19 protein-coding genes are annotated in these 23,250 nt (G+C 46.5%); 4 read left to right on the top strand and 15 right to left on the bottom strand.

Going from position 1 to position 23,250, the window contains the following annotated elements:
• Positions 1–92 precede the first annotated feature (92 nt).
• Genes MDMS009_RS14045 through purL form a run of 3 tightly spaced genes read right to left on the bottom strand, consistent with a single transcriptional unit; the run spans position 93 to position 7,481 of the window.
• Complete coding sequence (locus MDMS009_RS14045; RefSeq protein WP_008292193.1) at positions 93–1,445, bottom strand: GGDEF domain-containing protein; 1,353 nt, start codon at positions 1,443–1,445, stop codon at positions 93–95.
• Positions 1,442–3,643, bottom strand: a complete 2,202-nt coding sequence (locus tag MDMS009_RS15935; RefSeq protein WP_081443638.1) for a diguanylate cyclase — start codon at positions 3,641–3,643, stop codon at positions 1,442–1,444. The genes MDMS009_RS14045 and MDMS009_RS15935 overlap by 4 nt, the downstream gene beginning before the upstream one ends.
• Entirely contained in the window at positions 3,594–7,481 is a 3,888-nt protein-coding gene (purL, locus tag MDMS009_RS14035; RefSeq protein WP_008292089.1) for a phosphoribosylformylglycinamidine synthase, read from the bottom strand. The genes MDMS009_RS15935 and purL overlap by 50 nt, the downstream gene beginning before the upstream one ends.
• A 90-nt stretch (positions 7,482–7,571) precedes the next feature.
• Between purL and MDMS009_RS14030 the strand changes: the two genes are divergently transcribed.
• From MDMS009_RS14030 to MDMS009_RS14015, 4 genes are all read left to right on the top strand, one after another.
• A complete protein-coding gene (locus MDMS009_RS14030) occupies positions 7,572–8,003 on the top strand; it encodes an RDD family protein (protein ID WP_008292205.1) in 432 nt (143 codons plus the stop codon).
• Positions 8,004–8,087: 84 nt separating this feature from the next.
• On the top strand, positions 8,088–8,510 hold the full coding sequence (locus MDMS009_RS14025; RefSeq protein WP_008292279.1) for a type 2 periplasmic-binding domain-containing protein: 423 nt from the start codon (positions 8,088–8,090) through the stop codon (positions 8,508–8,510).
• Positions 8,507–9,751, top strand: coding sequence for a hypothetical protein (locus MDMS009_RS14020; RefSeq protein ID WP_008292129.1), 1,245 nt, complete (start codon positions 8,507–8,509; stop codon positions 9,749–9,751). Before MDMS009_RS14025 ends, MDMS009_RS14020 begins: the two co-directional genes overlap by 4 nt.
• Positions 9,752–9,771: 20 nt before the next feature.
• The gene (locus MDMS009_RS14015) at positions 9,772–12,609 is read left to right on the top strand and encodes a bifunctional diguanylate cyclase/phosphodiesterase (protein ID WP_008292151.1); all 2,838 of its coding nucleotides are present in this window, start codon (positions 9,772–9,774) and stop codon (positions 12,607–12,609) included.
• Here MDMS009_RS14015 and MDMS009_RS14010 read toward each other — a convergent pair.
• The 12 genes from MDMS009_RS14010 to nspC form a co-directional block, all read right to left on the bottom strand.
• Positions 12,606–12,830 (bottom strand): DUF2835 domain-containing protein, encoded by a 225-nt coding sequence (locus MDMS009_RS14010; protein ID WP_036314712.1) that lies wholly within the window; start codon positions 12,828–12,830, stop codon positions 12,606–12,608. The two genes, MDMS009_RS14015 and MDMS009_RS14010, sit on opposite strands and share 4 nt — an antisense overlap.
• Before the next feature lie 2 nt (positions 12,831–12,832).
• Complete coding sequence (locus MDMS009_RS14005) at positions 12,833–13,246, bottom strand: HIT domain-containing protein (protein ID WP_008292040.1); 414 nt, start codon at positions 13,244–13,246, stop codon at positions 12,833–12,835.
• The gene (pepN, locus tag MDMS009_RS14000) at positions 13,246–15,906 is read right to left on the bottom strand and encodes an aminopeptidase N (protein WP_008292046.1); all 2,661 of its coding nucleotides are present in this window, start codon (positions 15,904–15,906) and stop codon (positions 13,246–13,248) included. Before pepN ends, MDMS009_RS14005 begins: the two co-directional genes overlap by 1 nt.
• Positions 15,907–15,922: 16 nt before the next feature.
• On the bottom strand, positions 15,923–16,255 hold the full coding sequence (locus MDMS009_RS13995; RefSeq protein WP_008292035.1) for an NIF3 1: 333 nt from the start codon (positions 16,253–16,255) through the stop codon (positions 15,923–15,925).
• The gene (locus tag MDMS009_RS13990; protein WP_008292232.1) at positions 16,248–17,300 is read right to left on the bottom strand and encodes a WD40 repeat domain-containing protein; all 1,053 of its coding nucleotides are present in this window, start codon (positions 17,298–17,300) and stop codon (positions 16,248–16,250) included. Before MDMS009_RS13990 ends, MDMS009_RS13995 begins: the two co-directional genes overlap by 8 nt.
• A gap of 8 nt (positions 17,301–17,308) precedes the next feature.
• A complete protein-coding gene (dcd, locus tag MDMS009_RS13985) occupies positions 17,309–17,869 on the bottom strand; it encodes a dCTP deaminase (protein ID WP_008292090.1) in 561 nt (186 codons plus the stop codon).
• A gap of 86 nt (positions 17,870–17,955) precedes the next feature.
• The gene (apbC, locus tag MDMS009_RS13980) at positions 17,956–19,038 is read right to left on the bottom strand and encodes an iron-sulfur cluster carrier protein ApbC (RefSeq protein WP_008292162.1); all 1,083 of its coding nucleotides are present in this window, start codon (positions 19,036–19,038) and stop codon (positions 17,956–17,958) included.
• A 148-nt stretch (positions 19,039–19,186) separates the two neighbouring features.
• Positions 19,187–20,068 (bottom strand): carbon-nitrogen hydrolase family protein, encoded by an 882-nt coding sequence (locus MDMS009_RS13975; protein ID WP_043888392.1) that lies wholly within the window; start codon positions 20,066–20,068, stop codon positions 19,187–19,189.
• Complete coding sequence (locus MDMS009_RS13970; RefSeq protein ID WP_008292234.1) at positions 20,065–20,655, bottom strand: GNAT family acetyltransferase; 591 nt, start codon at positions 20,653–20,655, stop codon at positions 20,065–20,067. Before MDMS009_RS13970 ends, MDMS009_RS13975 begins: the two co-directional genes overlap by 4 nt.
• A gap of 12 nt (positions 20,656–20,667) precedes the next feature.
• Positions 20,668–21,075: a ketosteroid isomerase-related protein gene (locus MDMS009_RS13965; RefSeq protein ID WP_008292170.1), complete on the bottom strand. Its 408-nt coding sequence runs from the start codon at positions 21,073–21,075 to the stop codon at positions 20,668–20,670.
• Between the two features lie 126 nt (positions 21,076–21,201).
• Positions 21,202–22,083, bottom strand: coding sequence for an agmatinase (gene speB, locus MDMS009_RS13960; RefSeq protein ID WP_008292093.1), 882 nt, complete (start codon positions 22,081–22,083; stop codon positions 21,202–21,204).
• Positions 22,080–23,246, bottom strand: coding sequence for a carboxynorspermidine decarboxylase (gene nspC / locus MDMS009_RS13955; protein WP_008292293.1), 1,167 nt, complete (start codon positions 23,244–23,246; stop codon positions 22,080–22,082). The genes speB and nspC overlap by 4 nt, the downstream gene beginning before the upstream one ends.
• Positions 23,247–23,250: the final 4 nt, after the last annotated feature.

Here is a 23,250-nt window from a genome sequence, read left to right as displayed (position 1 = left end):
CCTCCTGTTGGTTTCAGTGCTATGGACAACAAAGATAAACTAAAGTGCGATTGAACCTTTCAATCGAGACTTTAGGAATAATCAATCACTAATCATAAAGTGTTCGCGGCCTCATTTTGCGTCACTTTCGCGAGACTATAACAGTTACCGCCCTGTCGCTTCGCTTCATACATGGCATCGTCGGCCCGTTTTAAAAGATCACGCTCTGTTTCGCCATTGTCAGGATAAAATGAGATACCAATGCTCGCTGACATTTCTGCTTTCATAGTATCTACTTGGTAAGGCTCAGCCAGCGTCAGCAACACTTTATCAGCGACCTCCTGCACAATAATATTGAGCCTGTCTAGATTATCCAGCAAGATCACAAACTCATCGCCACCCAGGCGAGCCACGGTATCAGACTCACGTAAGCACCCTCTAAGTCGCTCGGCCACTTGTTTTAAGAGTTGATCGCCAGCTTCATGCCCCAGATTGTCATTTGCTTCTTTGAAGGTATCCAGATCCAGGTAAAGTAAGGCAAGATGGCCACCACGACGAGCCATGGCTATCGCCTGTTGTATTCTGTCACTGAATAATTGTCGGTTTGGCAGGCCTGTGAGTTTGTCATACATAGCGAGTTGCCGCAGATGTTCAATCATCTGTTTACGCTCTATGGCGGCAGCAATTTGGGTTGAAACAAACTCTAAGACTTCCTGATCATTATGCGTATAGTTTTGATCTGGCAAGTCAGTTTTGACCACCAGTGTACCTATCACCCCTTTTTGAGATTTTAGCGGCACACCCAGCCATTCACAGCTGTCACCCTCAGCATTTTGAGTTAATTGCTTTTGTGTCAGTCCTTGTTTACTGACATCACAACAGAATGCGTTGATATCGAGCGGTTGTTGAAGCCCTTTCGACGTTAATTGTTTATAAGGAAAACTCAGTAATCCGGTAGCCTCATCGTAAAGTGAAATAGCAAACTGCTTAGCAGGTATAAACTCAGCAACTATCTGATGAATACGCTGATAAAGGGACGTTAAGCTTTCTTCGGTATGGGCTGCCTCAGAAATGTTGAATAAGGCCTTTTGCTGAGCTTCAACTTGCTTTTGAACAGTGATATCTCTCGCCACAGCCACCCGAATTTTATCGTTTTCAGACCATCGGGCTGACCATAGTAAATGAACAACTGAGCCGTCTTTACGAAGGTAGCGATTTTCAAAATCAACCTTAGCAACACCAGACATGATTTCATCGACAACGCTGAGGGTTTTCGACCGGTCATCTGGATGCACCATCTCTAGCATCTGAAGACCGATCATTTCTTCAGGCATGTAGCCGAATATTCTCTCGCTACCTGCACTGACATGAAGAAAGTAGCCATGTTTATCAACGACACAAATTGCGTCAAGAAGCATGTCTATGTAGTAACTCAGCGCATCAAAATCTTCTTTATCTATTGTCATAAAGCTGCATCAAACGGTTTATCTGCTTCAAATACCACAACACAATTACGCCCTGTCTGTTTTGCTTTGTAAAGCGCTTTATCGGCTTTGCGTAGTAAGGCTTCAGCATCAGGCTCATCACCACGCCATGAAGCAACACCGGCTGACACAGTCAGTGGCCCTAACTTTTCATTATCGTAATCAATATGGTTCTCTGCGATAGCCTCAAGTAATTTCTCAGCTTTGACGCGGGCATCATCCAGGCTGGCTTCCCGCATCAATACCACAAATTCTTCACCGCCCAAACGACAGGGAATATCACTTTGTCGAAATTGTTGTTTGAGTTTAGCCGCCACCGATTGTAATGCGACATCACCGGCTTCATGACCATACTCATCGTTAAACCGCTTAAAGTGATCAATATCGCAAATTAATAACGATAAAGCTGTTTGCTCACGTTCTGCAAGCTGGATATCACGGCTAAGTGCATCATCAAAAAACCGCCGGTTACGCAGACCGGTTAAGGAGTCTTCAAATGAATAGCGCTGAAGATCTTCGCGTAATTTGATATTACCCAGTGTCACGGCTAGCCGTTGAGACGCTCGCCGGATCATTTCTTCAGCATCCTGTTTGGGCAGCATGGGGGCGGCTCTTTCTAGACGTAATGAGGCAAATACGTGACTACTACCTTTGAGCCCTTGCAACCGCAGTTGGCCGTCCGGTAGGTCATCCATCTCCTGCCCATCCATACTCACTTCGACCATGGCCGGAGAGAAAACATGAGCAAGTTTATCGCGAAACAAATCACTGGCTTCAGCCAAACAATTACAAGACTGAAGTTTAGTATTAAACCGTTCTAGCTTTGACGCAAAGAGATTTTGGCGTTCCAGACTGATTCGTCTGTCTTTTTCGGCTTTGACGTAATCATTCAATTGCGTGGTACGCTGAACAACCCGTTGTTCTAACGTTTGATTGAGTGCCTCTAACTCAGTATACGTCTGAATATAATTACGAATTGACACTACCACAAGCACGAGTGAAAATATCAGACCACCATAGGCCAGCGGGAAGTTTACCCAAGGTATCAAACCATGCGCGATCAGCATGTCAGCTAGCAGTATGATTGCATACAATCCAAAAGCCCCTACTACCAGTTGCCTGACAATGTTCATCTGCCTTGATACGCGTAAAGTCACTGTCAGCATCAGTAGTAAAGATATGACGAACAGGAAATCAAACAGCGGGTAGGCAGTAGCCAGATTGATCACGCCGGTGACCGATAGCAGCACCACAGCAATCAGATACACCTGATGCAATATTGCAATCGCTTTCAGTAAGCGACCACCCTTGGCATCATCAACCCAGTAATACAGCAACATCGCAATAAAAACTGGCATCGCGAAGTAACTTATTGCTGCAAGGTAGGTTTTCAACAAAGGCCAGCTGATCAAAAGCTGCATCGCCAGATTTTCACCTATCAGCGTTCCTGCTGTTGCCAATGAAAACAGACCAAGATAGAAAAACTCTCTTCGGGTGCCACGGAAAACCGCAAAGACAAAGGCAATAAACGCAATAAGTAAGGAAAACGCTGCGACAACCAGCTCATGCAATCCGCTGGTTACCACATCCAGCAACATATCTGCTCGGTCTTGGATTTTAGTTTCACCCCAAAGACCGATTTGGGTGTAATCAGAATAAACCTTCAGGTAAAGCGGTTTGCCGGCAAAATCATCGGGTAATGGCATGACATGCCATGGCCAGCCCATAAACGAGCCATTGCCCTCATCATCAAACTCGCCAAAAAGGTAGATCTGCTTTTCACCAACAAAAGCTTCAACATTTATATCAATGCTGGTGACATAAATAACCGGCTCTGACATGGTGACTGCTGGCAGGACAGTGCGGAACCACACTTGAGTTCGTCCATTACGTTCAGGCGGATTGGCTGGAAATTCAATGGACTGCCAGCCCTCATCCTTGAGTGTATCGGATGGAATATCCATGTTCTGACCGTCGTCCCAGCGGTATTGCCAGTCGAGTTCAGCCAAATCTATGCTTTTGGGTGCAGCCAGGGCTATCTGACTAAAACAGATGAGCCCTAGCAGTACAGCGACCAATAAGCCGCTAATACGGCTCCGCAGAGCTTGGCTGCGAAGCACTGTCACTGAATTAACCGACCCAGCGTCTGGCGTTCTGGAACAGACGAACCCAAGGTCCATCTTTGCCCCAATTATCAGGATGCCATGAGTGTTGCACGGTACGCGTAACACGTTCCGGATGCGGCATCATAATCGTGACACGACCGTCTTCTGTGGTGAGCGAGGTAACCCCCTGCTCCGAACCATTCGGATTGGCCGGGTAGCTTTCTGTTGGCTTGCCATAATGATCCACATAACGCATAGCAACAATCGCTTCAGCTGCAGAACCGGTCTCGCTAAAGTCAACACGCCCTTCACCATGAGCAACCGCAATTGGCATCGTTGAACCAGCCATTCCCTGTAATAACACTGATGGTGAATCAACGATTTCAACCAGAGAAAAACGGGCTTCAAACTGCTCTGACATATTTCGTGAGAAACGTGGCCAGTGATCACTTCCCGGAATCAGTTCTTTAAGCTGTGACAACATCTGACAACCATTACACACACCTAAGGAGAAGGTATCGGTACGCTGGAAGAAATCGACAAACTGCTGACGAGCTCGATCATTATGCAAGATAGTGCTCGCCCAACCACGGCCTGCACCCAGCACGTCACCATAAGAGAAACCACCACAAGCAACCAAACCGACAAAGTCTTTCAAGTTAACTCGACCTTCGAGAATATCGCTCATATGTACATCAATAGCAGCGAAGCCTGCATGGTCAAAGGAAGCAGCCATTTCCATCTGACCATTTACACCTTGCTCACGCAAAATAGCGACTTTCGGACGATTGCCTGACACGATAAACGGCGCGGCTACATTCTCAGCGGCATCAAAGGTTAATTTAGCAAATAAGCCCGGATCGTTTTCATCCAGCAAGGTATCAAACTCTTGTTTTGCACAGTCTGGGTTATCACGTAAAGTCTGCATCTGGTAACTGGTTTCAGCCCAGAAGCGTTGCAAGGTAATGCGCGACTGGTCAATAACTTTGTCGCCATTAACGCTAATGCGAATTCGTTGTTCGTCATTAACGCTGCCAATCACATGGCTTATCTTATTAATACCATGTTGTTTCAATACCGATTCAACGGTTTCTAAAGCGGCTTGGCGAACTTGAATGACAGCACCCAGCTCTTCGCTGAACAATACGGGTAATGTTTCACCCAGCCTATCAAGTGACACATCAACACCACAGTGTCCTGCAAATGCCATCTCAGCTAAGGTCACCACCAGACCACCATCACCACGGTCATGGTAAGCCAGAATCAGATCATCTTGTTTTAATTGCTGAATTGCGCCAAAGAACCCTTTCAAGCTCGCCGCATTATCCAGATCAGCACCGGTTTTGCCGACTTGGTTAAACACTTGTGCCAAAGCAGACGCACCAAGTCGATTTTCACCATGACCCAAGTCGATATAAATCAGTGCTGTTTCACCTAAATCAGTACGCAATTGTGGCGTGCTGGTCTTCATGGTGTCAGAGACAGGCGCAAAAGCACTGACCAGCAGTGAGACAGGGGATGTGACGGTTTTGGTATCACCCGCTTCATCCCAAACCGTTTTCATTGACAAGGAGTCTTTACCAACCGGAATGGCGATACCTAATTCCGGACACAATTCCATACCAACGGCTTTTACCGTGTCATATAACAAGGCATCTTCACCGGGGTGCCCACAAGCAGCCATCCAGTTTGCAGAGAGTTTAATATCGCTTAACTTGTCGATTTTCGCGGCAGCAATATTGGTAATCGCTTCACCCACAGCAATACGGCCTGAAGCAGGTGCATTGATAACGGCCAGTGGTGTCCGTTCCCCCATCGCCATTGCCTCACCCAGCAGATCATGATGGTCCGCCAAGGTCACAGCACAATCAGCGACTGGCACTTGCCAAGGACCAACCATTTGATCGCGAGCGACTAAACCGGTGACAGAACGATCACCAATCGTGATCAAGAAGTTTTTACTAGCAACCGTAGGCAGCTTCAGTACGCGCTCCAATGCATGCTCGGCATTGATACCGCTAAAATCAAGTTCTGGATAGTGCTTACTGACATGCTCGACATCACGCAACATCTTAGGCGGTTTACCGAGCAATAATGACAATGGCATATCAATCGGCAAAGTTTCGTTATCAGCATCACCGAGTAATAAATGCTCTTCTTCGGTAGTTTCACCGACAATTGCCCACGGACAACGTTCACGTTCACAAATGGCTTGAAACTCATCGACACGATCCGGATGAATACCCAGGACATAACGTTCTTGAGACTCGTTACACCAGATTTCCATCGGTGACATGCTAGATTCATCATTCGGCACAAGACGCAGTTCAAAACGTCCGCCACGACCGCTGTCATCGACCAGTTCAGGGAAGGCATTAGATAAACCACCGGCACCAACATCATGAATGGCAATAATCGGGTTGTTATCATCAAGCGCGACACAGCGATCAATCACTTCCTGACAACGTCGCTCCATTTCTGGATTACCACGTTGCACAGAGGCGAAGTCGAGTCCTTCGTCACTGGTACCCGAGGCCACCGATGACGCAGCACTACCGCCCAGACCAATCAACATGGCCGGGCCACCTAGGACAATCAGTTGAATGCCCGGATCCATAATGCCTTTTTTGACATGCTGTGGACGAATCGACCCCATACCACCAGCCACCATAATCGGCTTATGATAACCACGCACTTCAAAACCATCTTCGCTGGGGATTTGCACTTCATAGGTACGGAAATACCCACATAGATTCGGTCGCCCAAACTCGTTATTGAAGGCCGCGCCGCCCAATGGGCCATCAGTCATAATATCGCGTGCAGAGGCCATACGGGCAGGTTTACCGTAGGGCGTTTCCCACGGTTGCTCAAAGCCCGGAATTTCAAGGTTGGAGACAGAAAAACCGGTCAGGCCAGCTTTGGGTTTAGAACCACGACCTGTCGCCCCTTCATCACGAATCTCACCCCCCGAGCCCGTTGCGGCACCGGGGAATGGGGAAATCGCCGTTGGGTGGTTATGGGTTTCCACCTTCATCAAGATATGCTGCACTTCACCTTCGTAGTGATACAGGCCTGTCGCCATATCTACTTGGAAACGGTGGCTTCGATCCGCACCTTCAATGACTGATGAATTATCACTGTATGCCGTGACAACGCCATCAGGATTTTTTTCGTGCGTGTTGCGGATCATGTTGAACAAGGTGTGCGGTTGGTTTTCACCATCCACAATCCAGTCAGCACGGAAAATTTTATGACGGCAATGCTCTGAGTTTGCTTGGGCAAACATCATTAATTCAATATCGTTAGGATTACGATCTAAGGTAATGAAATTGTCGTACAGATAATCGATTTCATCCTCAGCTAATGCCAGCCCCATCGATTGGTTTGCGGCGACCAGTGCGTCTCGGCCACCATTCAAAATATCAACACTGACTAATGGACGCGATTTTCCGTGCATAAAAAGACGGTCTGCATCATCTACCGTTTCAAACACAGATTCGATCATACGATCGTGTAAGTATTTCGCCACCGCTTGACGCTGTGTGTTGTTAAGCGCTTCACTGCTTTTCACAAAAAACGCCACACCACGCTCAATACGCTCAACGTCTTTCACACCACTATTGATGGCAATATCCGTTGCCTTACTTGACCAGGGAGAGATGGTTCCCGGACGAGGCGTCACCAAGAAAAATGCTTCATCCGAATCCGCTTCGCTGATTTGGTCTTGCGCTTCCAGTAAGGTGGTGATGACGTTGTGTTCGGCGGCTGGCAGAGTGCACTCGCCTTCGATTTCAACAAAATACCGATATTCAGTTCTAATCGCAGAGACAGAAGCAACTTCAGTCTGAATAGCGCTGAGTAATTTCTCCAGACGGAAAGCAGAAAAAGCCGGACGGCCTGTCAATTGCAGCATGCGGATCCCAATTCAACATAAATTAAAGCGATAATGATACTTTATGTGGCGTTTAACGCCCAAATAAAATGCATCAATATCAGGTTTAATATGACACAAACGAATTCACGCCCCGGCCCATTCCGACAATTAATGGCGATGCTTTATGATTTACTGTTGCTGATCTCGACGCTATTTATAGCGGCAGTCATTCCTGTTGTACTCAATGGTGGTGAAGCGATTCATTCCGGTAACCCCATATTTTTCTTTTATCTACTCCTGGTCAGTCTGTTTTTTTATGGCTGGTTCTGGACTCATGGCGGTCAGACTTTAGGTATGCGTGCATGGAAGATTTATCTGGTGGGGCAAGACAACATGAGCGTGACATGGAAACAAGCCGGTTTGCGCTTCACCGTAGCTATTTTTTCATGGCTGTTTTTGGGGTTGGGTTTTTTGTGGCAATGGCTCGGAAAAGAAAAACAAAGCTGGCATGACATCCTGTCTGATACAAAATTAATTGTCGCGAACCAAACCGGTAATTGATCGGGAGCAGATTGCAAGAACTTGTTCTTTTTTCAGCTTTCTGCGTAAAATCGACCTGGGTTGTGATGAAAGGACGTCAAACCAATGCCATGGAAATACATCAGAGTTGTTATCACTCTGTTGCTGCTGGTGTCTTCTCCGGTTCAAGCACAAACTCTCATTGCTCATCCAGAGCAAGAGCAAAGCCAACTGTCCCGCACCAGTCTTCGCGCTATGTTTGCTATGCGCTTAACTCAATGGCCCGATGGTACCCCTGTACGCGTCTTTGTTCTTAAAGATAACGATCCTATACATATTCAGTTCTGTAAATCCGTACTAGGCATGTTCCCATATCAATTGCGAAAGATCTGGGACAGACAAGTGTTTTCAGGTACGGGAATCGAACCGACTGTATTAGATTCAGAGCAAGAAATGCTATCCCGCGTCGCTAAGACCAAGGGAGCAATAGGCTATCTTGAAAATAATTCGATAGACGACTCTGTCAAACAACTCAGGACGACACTATGAGATACGCTCTATTTATCTTTATTCTCTGCTGTAGCAATCATCTACAGGCTGATGAGAGCACTTGGTCAGAGCGTCTACAGATTCATGGTTTTGCCTCCCAGGCTTATATCAATACTTCGCATAACAATTTCTTTGGTGACAGCGAAGACGGCAGCTTCGAATTCACCGAACTGGGTCTAAATGGCAGTTTTCAACTATCCCCCAAAATACGGCTCGCAAGCCAGGTTTTATCCAGACGTGCAGGTGAGCTTGATAATGGCTCACCTTATATCGATTATGCATTGGTGGATATCGACCTGCTTTCTACGGCACGTTCCACTACCGGCCTCTACCTTGGACGCGTCAAGAATCCTATCGGACTATATAACCAAACGCGTGATGTCGCCCACACCCGTGAAGGTATTCTCCTGCCCCAGGTAATCTACTTCGACACAATTCGCGAATTACTCATCTCATCAGATGGATTGCACGCCTATCACCATATGTATCTGGATAGCGGCACACTGTTGATGCAGGCAGGACTGGGATACCCGATAACGAATAAAAATGTCGAATACGCCTTTATGGGACAGGATTGGAACGGCAAAGTCGGGAATGACCGTCTAGGTTTTTTCGGTCAACTACGTTACGAATACAATGGTGGTCGCTGGATTTATTCCCTCTCACATGCCAACGTCACTATCGACTTTAAGGCTGGTCCTCAAGATACTATTCCCTTCCCAGCTGGGCCCGGTCTCAACTCGGGTGAGATTGAGGTCGATTACACCGTTCTATCCATTCAATACAATGGGAAAAAGTGGCAACTCACCGCGGAAGCCGCACTGGAAAAAGTCGAGTTTGTAGAAATCAGCGATAACTTTAGCGAACAAAGCGGTCGGCCATTTGGCTATTTCATCCAAGCAAATTACCTCTTCACACCACGTTGGCAAGGTTTTATCCGCTACGAGGAGTGGCAGCGTGATCGTGATGACTGGGATGCTGACGAAGCCGCCCAACGGAGCCTGGAAAGCAGCCAGCTTTTGTCGTCTTTTGGTATTGATCAACCCCCTTTCCCTGCTCATACCAACTATAGTAAGGCCTGGGTTATCGGAGGCAGATGGGATATCAAACCGAACCTGATGCTGCGCGCCGAGTATCACATAACCGACGGCACTTCTTCATTACCAGCAAGAGAAAATAATATAGCGTTAAGCGAGAAACACTGGAACATGTTGGCTATATCGCTTTCTTATCGTTTTTAAAAAACCTGGCGCCTGTTTTTATGGACAAACCTATCAACAACCCCGTTTTCAGCCTGAAGTGGAAAGCAGGTCTGTTTTTTGGTGGTTTGGTATTTATTTTTCTGTCTAGTTTCCCATTGATGGTGCATTGGAACATGCAGCAACGGTTCGAACTGTTCCGGCTGGAGATTCAACAGCAATATCAACAGCAACTATTCGGCCAGCTCAAAACGGGCAGTGAAGAACTGCAACGCCTGGCTGAATTTATTCTGGCATTCTCACCTGGCGATATAGATTCTAATAAGCTCAGTAACATAGAGCAGGCTTTAACCAATCATCGAAGTGAACTTGAACTTCACTGGAACGTCACTCAGGCCTGGATAATTGATTTTCCTACTCAAAAATCAGGTGGCTGGGGACAGCCGTTGCCAAATACTATCAAAGCGCTTATCCCCTTAACGATCAAAACAGAAAAGGCTCATAGTTATATCAATTGCTACCAAGGTTGCCAGCAATATCTCCTGCTACCTATTCTGTCAGAAGCTGCAACACGTCATGTTTTAATTCTTGGCTATAACATAAGCAATACCTTACTAGCCTTTCAGAGCCAAACCGGCGCTGATGTGGCTGTGATCTCCAACGACTCTGACGAGCATGCATTGCGACGTAAAGATACTCAGCTCTGGGGCAAGCACATTAATGCGCTTACCTCCTTCAGTGACAACATCGATTTTTTACAGCAACTGGCAAAATATTATAATTTTGACAGTATTGACGAACATGGTTTGTTAGTGCGTGATAAACGTTTACCAGTCGAATTTCAAATTATCAAAATCGACAATGTGGATGACGTATTACTGCTCATCATTGATGACATTCACCATCAGCAAGAAGCCATCCTCGATGTTACTTATCGCAGTATCGTTATATCCCTACTCGGCGTGATATTGATCGGCGGTAGTATTTTTTTCTTCCTGTCAGCACCACTAAGGCGCTTATCATCAGTCTCACGCGCACTGCCACTGCTCGGTCAAAAGCAATACGCTTCTGCTCGTAAACTAATCAATCCCAACCCCGACCAAAAGCATAGACGCCTTGATGAACTGGATCTCTTGGAAGACTCATCCTACGCATTATCCAGCCAACTTGAGGGAATGGAACAGGCCATTAAAGAAAGGACTGATTCGCTCAACCTGAGGACAGTTGAACTGCGGGATGAACGCGACTTCGTTAAAAACCTGATTGATACAGCACAGTTGATGATCATCACTCTCGATAAACAGTGCAAGATCATCAGCTTCAATCAATTTTCAGAACAAATGACCGGTTGTAGCGAGCAAGATGTGGTTGGCACCGCGATTCAACCGTTTTTTAACGCACAGCAATGGGACAATGTTCACGCCACTTTAAACGAGTTAACACATTCGCATTTGGCTGTCAGTCAACTTGAAACCGATTTTATTCACAAAAATGGTGATGTCAGAGTTATCTCCTGGCTACATTCCAGCCTGACTGTCGCTAACGATGATGCTGTTATTTTATCGGTTGGCTTGGATGTGACTGATAAAAAACGCAGTGAAGAACAGATGTTATGGATGGCTAATCACGATGCCTTAACCGAGCTCTATAATCGCCGAAAATTCAATAGCGACTTCAAAAAACTTCTCAACCAAGCTCAACGCTATAAACGTGAAGGTATGCTGTTATTTCTGGATCTAGATCAATTCAAAGATATCAACGACAGCTGTGGCCATAACGTCGGCGACCAATTGTTACAACGCGTCGCTCAGTCTCTACTAGCAATTAGCCGCTCAACAGATATCGTTGCCCGTCTTGGTGGCGACGAATTTGCCATCATTCTGCCAGAAACCGATCTGCATGGTGCAATTACGCTATGTGAAAAAATCACCGACAGTTTGAAAAATATCGACTTCTCACATGAGCAAGCTCGATATACGATTTCGTGCAGCATCGGCATTACTAAATTCCCGCTTAATAATCTAACGGTCGATGAGCTGGTAAGCAACGCAGATATGGCTATGTACCAGGCCAAATCCAAAGGCAAAAACACCTGGCATCTGTTTACGTTTGACGACATGGCCCGAACCGAGTTGAAGGCGCGTGTGAAGTGGAAACAAAAAATAGTAGATGCCTTAAACCATAATCGTTTTCAGTTGTTTTACCAGCCCATCATGCATATCCAAAGCCGTACAGTCAGTCACTACGAGGCTTTACTTCGTATGTGGGATGATAATGACCAACTTCATCTGCCTGGCCTTTTTATTCAGGTGGCCGAACAAACTGGGCTGATACACCGGATCGATCATTATGTGCTGGAACAAGGTGTTGCCAAAATAGCTGAGCAAAATCTACAACACCAAGATATCAGCCTGTCGCTTAATCTGTCGGGACATGCGGTAGTCGATCCCGAACTCCAACCTTTATTAGAACACCTCATAACACAATACGGTGCACAAGCGGACAAGTTAATATTCGAACTAACCGAAACCGCGGCTGTTGCCGACATTCCACAAGCTAGGGAACTGATGCAAGAATTGATCAGATTGGGCTGTCGCTTTTCGATTGATGACTTCGGTACCGGTTTTGCCTCATTTCGGTATCTGCGTGAACTCCCCGTCAGTCTAGTCAAAATAGACGGCAGTTTTATCACTCATATCACTGAGAACGAAGATGATCGGCTGTTTGTTCAGGCACTGGTGACTATTGCCAAAGGTATGGGTAAACAGACAATTGCCGAGTTTGTTGAAAACGCTGAAACCCTGGCGTTGTTAGAGACACTGGGGGTTGATTATGCTCAGGGTTATTACATCGGTAAGCCACAACCTGAATTGCTATCCGGCCCCCCAGAACTAGACTAGTGCCGAAGTCGTTTTATCCCAATCAATTTATTGTTGTTATCAAAACTGATTTTGAATAAACCATTTACCCCAATCGCATCGACAAAGGGGCGAATATGGTGGGCAGGGAAACTCACGGTCTGCCCTGTTTCAGCACGTACAATAACGGTCGTAGCTTCACCTCGATAGTAACGAAGCGCCTCGTTTCGACTTAAGTGAAGACGAAATCGTAACTCAGTCATAGCTAAATCAAATAATCACCCAACACACGCTTGAGCTGAGATAGCATCGCGTTGGCTGCAACATCTGAATAAGGCATTGCATCACCGATGCCCCAAACAGGTTTCGGCCATGCAATATCAGACGTAAAGCGAGCAACATGATGCAAGTGTAATTGCTCTACGATATTTCCCAACGCCGCCACGTTCATCTTATGAGCCGAAAATAGTTGCGTCATCGCTTGCGATACAAAGCTCGACTCTTGCAACAGCTGCTGTTGCTCTGCTTCAGATAATTGGTGAATTTCACGCACGTTGACTCTTCTGGGGACAAGAATCACCCAAGGGTAGCGATCATCATTCATCAGTAACACATCGCAGAGTTCAAATTGACCAATCTGGATAGTGTCTTTGGCAAGTTGCGAATGCAGTTCGTACATTATTCTGCCGCTAAATATTTGGTGACGATTTCATAGACATCCGCTGAAAGATCTTGCTGCTCAGCAATGCTTTCTAAGGCTTGTTTCATTAATTGCTGACGTTGCTCGTCATAACGTCGCCATGAATTCAAGGCACCTAACATACGTGCTGCCACCTGTGGGTTGAGTTTATCAAGAACCAAGATCTGCTCGGCGAGAAAACGGTAACCAGAACCATCTTTCGCATGAAAATGAACAGGGTTATTACGACAAAACATCCCTATCAAAGCGCGGACATTGTTTGGGTTTTTAATACTGAAGGCTTCATGTTTCATCAAACCTTTAACCCTAATCAGGGTATCCGGTAACGTTGATGCTGCTTGCACCGCCAGCCATTTATCCACTACTTGACGGTCTTGTTTCCACTGTTCATAGAATGATCTCAGCGCATTTTCACGTTCCAGACCGCTCTGATCTACCATCAGGCGCAAGCCTGCCAGTAGTTCAGTCATATTGTCAGCCTGTTTCATCTGGCGCAGGCATCGCTGTAGCTGCAAGGGATCACCACTTGCCACCAAATAAGACAAACACACATTTTTCAAACTGCGCATCGCCATATCGTCAGCATTGAAGTCGTAGGCTTTCTTTACGCTCAGCTTCTCATAGGTCTGATTGAACAGCCCTTTGAGCGACACTGCTATATTGCGTTTCAGAAACTCACGCGCTTGATGTATGGCATCAACATCTGGCGTAGTCATTTGAGCAGCGAGATAATTTTCCGTCGGTAACGTCAACATTTTTGCGATCAGTGCCGGATCCAACTTTTTATCTGTCAGAATACGTTCGAACTGGTTTACTAACAGCGAAGACAGCACCAGTGGGTTGTTTTGCTGAATATCCGCTACTAACTCTAGCAAGATATTAATAATCAGCTTTTGTCCGGCATCCCAGCGATTGAAACTGTCTTTATCGTTTACCATCAAAAAGGCTAATTGATGATTACTCAGATCGTACTTCAGTTTTACAGGGGCTGAAAAACCGCGAAGCACTGATGCCAATGGCTCTGAACTCACATTAATAAATTCAAACGTTTGCGAAGCTTCTGTTACGGACAAAATTCGGGTGTCACCATGATGCGGCTCAGCCTCATCCTCAAGCTGCATATCTAAACTAGTACCCGATTTATCCAGTAAGCCCACAGCCAATGGAATATGGAAAGGTTGTTTTGTTGCTTGTCCTGGCGTTGCTGGGCAGGCCTGAGTCACTGTTAGCGTAAAACGATGTTCTATCGGATCATAATTCGTGTCAATGGTAAGCTCAGGCGTGCCTGCCTGCTCATACCAGCGTTTAAATTGGCTTAAATCAACGGCATTGGCATCTTCAATCGCTTTGACAAAATCATCCGTAGTGACTGCCTGCCCATCGTGCCGGTCAAAGTATAAGTCTGTCCCCTTTCGAAACTCCTCGTCGCCGACCAAAGTGTTGATCATGCGAACAACTTCAGCCCCTTTTTCGTAAATGGTAACGGTGTAAAAGTTACTAATTTCAATGTATGAGTCAGGTCTGACAGGATGCGCCATGGGGCCGGCATCTTCAGCAAACTGCATGCTACGTAGCCCATTCACATCATCAATGCGTTGCACTGCAGCCGAGTTTAAATCGGCACTGAAGCTTTGGTCACGCATCACAGTAAAGCCTTCTTTCAGGCTAAGTTGGAACCAGTCACGGCAGGTAACACGGTTACCTGACCAGTTATGAAAGTACTCGTGAGCCACGATGCTTTGTATCGTATAAAAATCATCATCGGTTGCTGTTTCGGGCGTTGCAAGCACACAGGCCGCATTGAATATATTCAGGCCTTTGTTTTCCATTGCGCCCATGTTGAAATCATTCACTGCGACAATCATGAATACATCCAAATCGTATTCACGACCATAGGTGTCTTCGTCCCACTTCATTGCCTGCTTTAGCGAGGTCAAGGCGTGGTCACATTTGTGCTTGTTTTCTGGGTCAACATAAATACGTAACGCAACCTCACGACCACTTTGTGTCGTAAAGCTATCTTGTTGTACATGAAGGTCACCCGCCACCAAGGCAAACAGATAGCTAGGCTTTGGATGGGGATCATGCCAGCGTACCCAATGTCGTCCATCATCGAATACGCCTTGGTCTTCCATATTGCCGTTAGAGAGCATCACCGGCCACTTTTCACGGTCTGCCACGATGGTGACGGTAAACACCGACATCACATCAGGCCGATCCGGGTAATAGGTGATACGGCGAAACCCTTCCGCTTCACACTGCGTACACAAAATACTGCCGGAATAATACAGCCCTTCTAATGCCGTATTCTGATCGGGTTCAATTTCGGTAATGATTTCTAGCTCAAACTTATCGGGCAGGTTTGGAATCAATAGCTGTGATGTCGTTCGTTGGAATTGATTACCTTCTAGCTTTTTGCCATCGAGTTTGAGTGACACTAAAGTCAACGCTTCGCCATCGAGGATGCAATCTGCCTCAGGACCCTGAGGATTTTTACGCATGGTCAATGTGCTGACAACGCGGGTTTTCGCACTATCCAGATCAAATTGCAGTAACGCCTCATCAACCAGGTAGGCAGGTTGTTCATAATCGGCGAGTAAGGTCACTTTAGGTGATTGTTCTGTTGCTGATGTATCCATGGGGAAAGGCTCTTTTTCAGAAATCGTCTAATGTCTTAACAGACCAGACTTCATAGGCTGGGGTTTCGTAAGGGTGGGCCAGAAGTAATGATTCAAGTATGACTTTGATTTTTGACTCTGGGCACACGGTTTCAACGCGAAACTCATCTACACGTTCGATACTACCTTGCTGACCGAGAAAAGGCTGGCTACCTTGTAAGGGTCGGAACTGGCCTGTGCCCTGTGTTTCCCAACTACAACAATCATAGCCGTCATACTTGCCTGCACCAGCAGCGAAGATAGCGTTTTTTACGGTTTCTTTATGTGACTCAGGTACGAAAAATACTAGCTTGAGTAATGGATCAGTCATGCTGAAACTGCCATTTTTGAGCTAAACCATTACCTGATTCGCTGTATATCGCTTTACCATCAGGGCTAAAGGTCACTGCTTGTAAAACCACTCCCGGTTTCAATGCCTCACGACGTGGAGCTTGCCAGCACGCTACGGACGCACCATCTTTTGCTTGCCAGGTACAGATTTGGCGGTTGGGGTGACCGGTCACAATAAATTGATTATCGGCTGAATAGCCAATCGCTGTCGTGGTGGTTTGGAAGACGGGAAAGTCAGACCATGCATTGCCGTTTGGTATCGGCGATGTATTGAGCACAGCGACTTGTTCAGCACTTGTCAGATTCCAGATATAGGTTTGATCATTTCCGGCAGCGGTGACTACAAAGCCGCCTGCAGGATCAAACGATACCAGGGAAACATCATTACCATGCTGCCACTGTTGTAATTGTACGCCTGTTTCAAGGTTCCACAAACGCGCCGTATTGTCGTCCCCCCCCGTCAATGCTGTTTGACCATCAGGGGAAATCGCTACGGCATTGATAAGTTGATTAATCGGCGAGTTAACGGCGTTGCCATCATGTTCAAATACGTGGATTACACGATTTGCAATCACATCGAAATAAACAGCGGTGCGATCTTGTAAGGCCAGTAAGACATAATCACCTTGAGGGGAGAGAGCGATATCCTTGATTGTCACCGGGAAGCCAAGTCGCACCATTGGCTCACCGTCGGCCATATTCCACAGCACGATGGTGTTCGACTCTGAAGTAGCAGCCACTTTGCCATCATGCGAGAAAGCAACGTCTGTGGTCGTTCCTGCTTCATCGGGTTTATTTTGCCAAGCAAATTTAATTTTGTTGGCCTCGATATCCCAGAGCTTTGCAGGTTGATCCGTGTCGCCAACCAGCACATAACGACGATCCGGTGAAAAAGCCGCTGCATAGCTACCAAGTTGGCTGTGCTTCCATTCCTGCAAGGCAGGTCGTTCACTGCTGCAAGCCACCAACAAACTGCTGATAATAATCAGCTTGGCAAAGCGTTGTAAGCTGATAGACACAGACATAATAAAAGTCAGGATCTTGGCAAGGTAACGCCAGCCTGTCCCTGGTATTTACCACCCCGGTCGGCATAGGACGTTTCACAGACTTCATCAGACTCAAAAAACAACATCTGCGCCACGCCTTCATTGGCATAAATTTTGGCTGGTAAGGGTGTCGTATTCGAAAACTCAAGCGTCACTTGGCCTTCCCACTCGGGTTCTAATGGCGTGACATTGACGATGATGCCACAACGGGCATAGGTCGACTTACCAAGACAGACAGTCAATACATTGCGGGGAATCCGAAAGGTTTCCACTGTACGTGCCAGAGCAAAGGAATTAGGGGGAATGATGCAGACGTCGGACTGCACATCAACAAAGCTATTTTCATCAAAGTTTTTCGGGTCAACGATGGCTGAATTGATATTGGTAAATATCTTAAACTCGTTAGAACAGCGAACGTCATAGCCATAGCTTGATGTGCCATAGGAAATGATACGGTTGTCGTCCTGATAACGTACTTGCCCCGACTCAAACGGGGAAATCATGCCCTGCTCCGCCATCCGGCGAATCCACTTGTCCGATTTGATCATAAATGTGCCGCTTTGCCCTGATACAAAAGATTAATCATACCTGATTCACCGCCATCTCAAAATCGGTGAATCAGGTAGTCCGTTTCTTAGTCGTTTTTAATCACAATATTTGGGAAGGCGCCGGAGTAATCTTTACCTTGCATTGCCAGTCGAGCAGAAACGCGACGTGCGATCTGACGATAAGCCATTGCAATATCACCATCCGGGTTCGTTACAACGCTTGGCTGACCGCTGTCGGCATCTTCACGAATTTTAATATCCAACGGCAAACTGCCCAGCATATTGAGGTCATATTGCTCTGCCATACGCGCGCCACCACCAGAGCCAAAAATGTGCTCTTCATGGCCACATTGACTGCAGATATGGGTACTCATATTTTCGATAACACCCAGAACCGGCACATTCACTTTTTCAAACATCTTGAACGCTTTGCGGGCATCCAGTAGCGAGATATCTTGTGGTGTAGTGACAATCACCGCGCCACTAACAGGGACTTTTTGTGACAAGGTCAATTGAATATCACCTGTACCAGGCGGTAAGTCGATCACCAGATAATCCAGCTCTTTCCAGTTTGTGTCGCCCAGCATTTGCTGCAACGCCTGCGTCACCATCGGGCCACGCCAGATCATCGGTTCTTCTTCATCAATCAGGAAACCGATAGACATGCTTTGTACACCATAGCTTTCGATAGGCTCGATGCTTTTACCGTCTTCCGATTCTGGCCGTTTAGTCGTGCCCAACATTCTAGGCTGGCTGGGGCCATAGATATCGGCATCCAGAATACCAACTCGAGCACCTTCTGCAGCTAAAGCCAAAGCAAGATTAACAGACGTTGTCGATTTACCCACACCGCCCTTGCCTGACGCTACAGCGATGATGTTTTTAACATTCTCTAACGCCGGCACACCTTGCTGGACTTTATGTTTCGTTACTTTCGTTTCTATCGTTACGGCAACATTCTCAGCACCGGCTTTGGTCAAAGCGGCTGCCAATTCAGTTTGTAGTTGCTCTACATAACCTTTAACTGGATAGCCCAAAACGATCTTAACGATGTGTTTATCGCCATCCTGTTCTGATTTAATGGCCGGTTTGGTCTCGCCTAATTTCATGTCGGTTGAGGGATCTAGAAAATCATTGACCACTTGCTCGACTTGCGTTTTATCTAACATTCATCACTCCTGTCTGGTTCAGTGAGCTCACTGGAATTCTGGGAAATAGGTGTATTTTAACGGTTGCAGGCGACTGCTTCATCCATACATCTTGCATGGCTTTTTCAGCAGGCAAAAAAAACGCCTTTTGAAAAGGCGTTTTCGACTCTTAATTAGTAGTTGGGGCCTGTAGCGTGTTTTGCAAGGGCCAATCACGATAATTAAACACCTGCCCTTCTTGTCTGACCTTAGCTATCTCGGTTAGATCTAACTCGGCATAAACCCACTGCGCAGTATCATGACACCCTTGAGTCAGAATGCCGTTATCAGGAAAACCGTAATCGACAGGGGTATAGATACTGGCTCGGCCTGTATTCACATCTACCGCTTCTGACCACTCGGCGTTACCGAATGTGGGTGATTGCAACACAAAACACTGGTTTTCCAATGCTCTGGCCTGACAGCCAATACGCACACGGTGGAACCCTGCATTAGTATCGGTACAACTGGGCGCCAAAATCACATCAGCCCCCGCTTTAACCTGCTGATAGGCAATCAAAGGGAATTCAACGTCGTAACAGATGTTTATTGCAATACGACCAATATCGGTATCAATGACTTTAATTTCTGTGCCAGGCTGAATCAGCCACTGCTCGTTTTCAAAACGCGTCATGATCAGTTTATCTTGATAGCCAATCAGGCCATCAACACCGAAGAGATTGGCGCGGTTACGAAAGCTGCCGTCAACCTGAATCACCGGGAAGGTACTAGCCAGAATCATCACATCAAACTGTTTAGCCAGTTGCGTATATAAAGCCTCGTAATCTGCATAAATAGTCTGCATCTCATGCAGTTGTTTGCTGAGACAGCTATACACGTCTTTACCGAACAGCGAAGCCAGTTCCATACTGCCATACTCGGGGAATACCAACAGTTTGGCACCGTGTGATGCAGCCTGTTGCACCCATTGTGTCAACTTGGTTTCAAATTCAGACCAGTGGCTAAAAAAACCCACATCATATTGCGCCACGGCGGCCGTTACTTTACTCATTTAATTCTTTTCATCCAAAATGTCATCGGCTTAGGCGACTCATCGTGTTCATCCAACTCTTTCCAGCTGAATGTGGTGTTGAGTTCTGGGTATTTTTCATAACCACGCTTACGCCAGAAATCATCTAGCGGTACATAGTCAGATGGACGACGAGGATGTTCGGCCGGGCGTTGTACACCACAAAAGCAGCTGTAGTTAAACTCACCAATCGCTTCGGCATGGGCTTCACGGTGGTCAAAAAAAGCAACCCCGGCCCCTTGCCCACGATACTCAGATAACAATACTGACTCGCCGCAATAGAAAATCTTACTCACGTCGTAACCAGCTGCAATAAACGGTGCTTTAACTTCGTCCGTTTCATGTTTAAGCGGAATACCGGTTGAAGCGCCAACCACTTTATCACCGTCAAAGGCCAACACAATGACACTGTCCGGCGCTTCGATATAGGTTTGCAGATATTTCTCTTCGTATGCGAGATCGCCATCGTAAAGATAAGGCCAATCACGAAATACTTGAATCCGGAGCTGAGCCAGCTCCGGAATAAAATGGTTCAATTTGTCGCCGGAAAGTCTTTCCAGTCTCAGCATGACAACTCCCGGTTAGCCCGTTACTTGGGCGATCCAATCTTCCAGATTGTAGTAGTTGGTAATGCGAGCCACTTTACCATCACGAATCACAAAGAAAGCACCGGCTGGCAAACGGTAAGTCTGGCCCGCTGCTTCTGGCAAACCTTCATCGGTAGACAGATATTCACCTAACACAGTGAATTCGACAGCTGCACGGTCACCCGCATCATTGGTGGTAATTGAAATATCGACAATTTGCTCTTTGTAGTGAGCATTCATGCGATCCATGAACTGGGAGAAAGCTTCTTTCCCCACTTCGCGACCTGTTTGGTTCACATCATGAATGACATCGTCAGTTAGCATGTTCAAAAATGCGGTCATATCCTGACGATTGAAGGCATCATAGTAATCTTGCAACAGCTTTTCAGTAGCTTGGTTCATGGTGAAAAATTCCAGAAAGAAAAAACGGCGGATTTTAGCCGTTAAATCTCACTAAGGAAAGTAAAAATTTGTTCTTTTAATCAATCAATTGCAACACGACTGTTGCAGGTCAAGTCTGATTCTGAATCAGCTTCGTTGGCGTTGCACAATACCCATTAGTTTATAGGTCAGCATGGAAGCCGCGAAATCATAGGCATGGAAGCCTTCAATGGGGGCAAATTCCATAATATCGAAACCAATGATCTCACGTTGATTTGCGACAGATTCGAATAAATTGAGTGTTTGGTACCACCCTAAGCCACCTGGCACAGGGGTACCGGTTGAAGGGAAAACAGATGGATCCATGCCATCAATATCCAACGTGAAAAACACCTTTTGCGGAAAATCATCCGGCAGTTGAATTGTTTGCTTATTGTTCGGTACTAAATCATCGGCATCTTCATAGAGCACACCAAACTCTTTTCGAAAGGCCATTTCTTCTTCACAAAACGCACGAATCCCCAGCTGATAGAGGGGAATCCCCATATCAACTGCACGCTTCATCACAGAGGCGTGGCTGAGTAAATCGCCTTCATAGGCTTGTCTTAAATCGGCGTGAGCATCAATTTGCACAATACCAAAGTCATCCAGCCCCGCTTCGATCAGTCCTTTAAGTACGCCATACGTCACCGTATGCTCACCACCTAAAACAACTGGCATGGCACCATGACGAACAATTTTTGCGGTTGCTGTGGCGATGTTATCAATCACGGTGGCAGCATCAACACTGCAATCAACTGGCTCACACGTATAGATGCCGGCATCACAGGGCTTGCTCTTACCATCCCACTCTTCCAGTTGCCATGAGGCATCCAAAATAGCTGACGGCCCTTTCCCCGTTCCACCGCCATAAGACACCGTTTTTTCAAACGGCACCGGCAAGACGTGAAACATCGCGTTATCGGGATCGGGCTGATCAATTTCAGAACCAAGAAAGATAGGATAGTCAGTATTCATTGCATTACTCATGACAGTCTGTGTTTAAAGTCAGCATAGCCGAACTCTTTGACCACGCACAGCGCGTCAGTTTCCGAATTCCAAATTGCAATCGCAGGTAATTTCGTGCCATTAAACGTGGTTGTTTTGACCATGGTGTAATGGCCCATATCTTCGAAAACCAGCCGCTGGCCGATTTCGAGTGGTTTAGCAAAGCTGTAATCACCAATCACATCACCAGCCAGACAGGTTAAACCGCCCAGACGATAGGTATGAGATAGCTTTTCAGCTTCTGCTGCACCAGTGATATCTGGCCGATACGGCATTTCTAAGGTGTCAGGCATATGACAGGTTGCCGAGGTGTCCAGAATGGCCTGATTGATCTGATTCCATGTGATATCCAACACTTCACAACTTAAAACACCGGTACCAATGGCCATTGCTTCGCCGGGTTCCATATATACCTCAACGTTATGGCGCTGTCTGAAAACCTGCACCATTTCCACCAGCCCGTTGATGTTGTAACCATCAGCCGTAATATGGTGACCACCACCAAAATTGACCCAATCCATCTGACTAAGCAAATGACCGAAGTTTTTCTCAACAGCCGCTACAGTTCTGGAAAGTGGTTCAAAGCCCTGCTCACACAAAGTATGGAAATGCAGTCCAGTAATGCCATCAAGTACGCTTTCATCTAACTGCGATAAAGTAATGCCTAATCGTGATCCCGGCGCACAGGGATCATAAATCGGTACAGTGCCTTCGGAGTGTTCCGGATTGATTCGGAGCCCAAACTGTAATTCTGGACGCTGTTTTTTAGCAGCCAGACATTGCTCACGAAAACGTAACCATTGACCACAGGAGTTAAAAACGATGTGATGTGCAAAGGTCAGTAACTCATCAATATCAGCCTGACTGAATGCGGCGGCAAATACATGCACTTCACCGCCATACTCTTCATGCCCGAGTTTGGCTTCATGCAAACCACTGGCACAAGTTCCACTGAGGTATTGATGCGTCATGTTGCCAAATGACCACATTGAAAACGCTTTCAACGCACCCAGAATTTTGGCACCACTCGCCTCTGCCACGTCGCTGAGAATACGTAAGTTACGCTCTACAGCGACTTCATCGACCACAAAACAAGGTGATGGCAATCGGGATAAATCCAACTTGCCAAAATCAGTAAATTGCATCGAA

Source organism: Methylophaga thiooxydans DMS010, from assembly GCF_000156355.1.
In the GTDB taxonomy this organism is placed as follows: Bacteria; Pseudomonadota; Gammaproteobacteria; order Nitrosococcales; family Methylophagaceae; genus Methylophaga; species Methylophaga thiooxydans.
This window is presented reverse-complemented; position numbering and strand designations above follow the sequence as displayed.

What these genes read in the sequence shown, in the direction of transcription:
- MDMS009_RS14045 (WP_008292193.1), bottom strand. Translation starts at nt 1,445, where the DNA reads ATGACAATAGATAAAGAAGATTTTGATGCGCTGAGTTACTACATAGAC.
- MDMS009_RS15935 (WP_081443638.1), bottom strand. Translation starts at nt 3,643, where the DNA reads ATGGACCTTGGGTTCGTCTGTTCCAGAACGCCAGACGCTGGGTCGGTT.
- purL (WP_008292089.1), bottom strand. Translation starts at nt 7,481, where the DNA reads ATGCTGCAATTGACAGGCCGTCCGGCTTTTTCTGCTTTCCGTCTGGAG.
- MDMS009_RS14030 (WP_008292205.1), top strand. Translation starts at nt 7,572, where the DNA reads ATGACACAAACGAATTCACGCCCCGGCCCATTCCGACAATTAATGGCG.
- MDMS009_RS14025 (WP_008292279.1), top strand. Translation starts at nt 8,088, where the DNA reads ATGCCATGGAAATACATCAGAGTTGTTATCACTCTGTTGCTGCTGGTG.
- MDMS009_RS14020 (WP_008292129.1), top strand. Translation starts at nt 8,507, where the DNA reads ATGAGATACGCTCTATTTATCTTTATTCTCTGCTGTAGCAATCATCTA.
- MDMS009_RS14015 (WP_008292151.1), top strand. Translation starts at nt 9,772, where the DNA reads ATGGACAAACCTATCAACAACCCCGTTTTCAGCCTGAAGTGGAAAGCA.
- MDMS009_RS14010 (WP_036314712.1), bottom strand. Translation starts at nt 12,830, where the DNA reads ATGACTGAGTTACGATTTCGTCTTCACTTAAGTCGAAACGAGGCGCTT.
- MDMS009_RS14005 (WP_008292040.1), bottom strand. Translation starts at nt 13,246, where the DNA reads ATGTACGAACTGCATTCGCAACTTGCCAAAGACACTATCCAGATTGGT.
- pepN (WP_008292046.1), bottom strand. Translation starts at nt 15,906, where the DNA reads ATGGATACATCAGCAACAGAACAATCACCTAAAGTGACCTTACTCGCC.
- MDMS009_RS13995 (WP_008292035.1), bottom strand. Translation starts at nt 16,255, where the DNA reads ATGACTGATCCATTACTCAAGCTAGTATTTTTCGTACCTGAGTCACAT.
- MDMS009_RS13990 (WP_008292232.1), bottom strand. Translation starts at nt 17,300, where the DNA reads ATGTCTGTGTCTATCAGCTTACAACGCTTTGCCAAGCTGATTATTATC.
- dcd (WP_008292090.1), bottom strand. Translation starts at nt 17,869, where the DNA reads ATGATCAAATCGGACAAGTGGATTCGCCGGATGGCGGAGCAGGGCATG.
- apbC (WP_008292162.1), bottom strand. Translation starts at nt 19,038, where the DNA reads ATGTTAGATAAAACGCAAGTCGAGCAAGTGGTCAATGATTTTCTAGAT.
- MDMS009_RS13975 (WP_043888392.1), bottom strand. Translation starts at nt 20,068, where the DNA reads ATGAGTAAAGTAACGGCCGCCGTGGCGCAATATGATGTGGGTTTTTTT.
- MDMS009_RS13970 (WP_008292234.1), bottom strand. Translation starts at nt 20,655, where the DNA reads ATGCTGAGACTGGAAAGACTTTCCGGCGACAAATTGAACCATTTTATT.
- MDMS009_RS13965 (WP_008292170.1), bottom strand. Translation starts at nt 21,075, where the DNA reads ATGAACCAAGCTACTGAAAAGCTGTTGCAAGATTACTATGATGCCTTC.
- speB (WP_008292093.1), bottom strand. Translation starts at nt 22,083, where the DNA reads ATGAGTAATGCAATGAATACTGACTATCCTATCTTTCTTGGTTCTGAA.
- nspC (WP_008292293.1), bottom strand. Translation starts at nt 23,246, where the DNA reads ATGCAATTTACTGATTTTGGCAAGTTGGATTTATCCCGATTGCCATCA.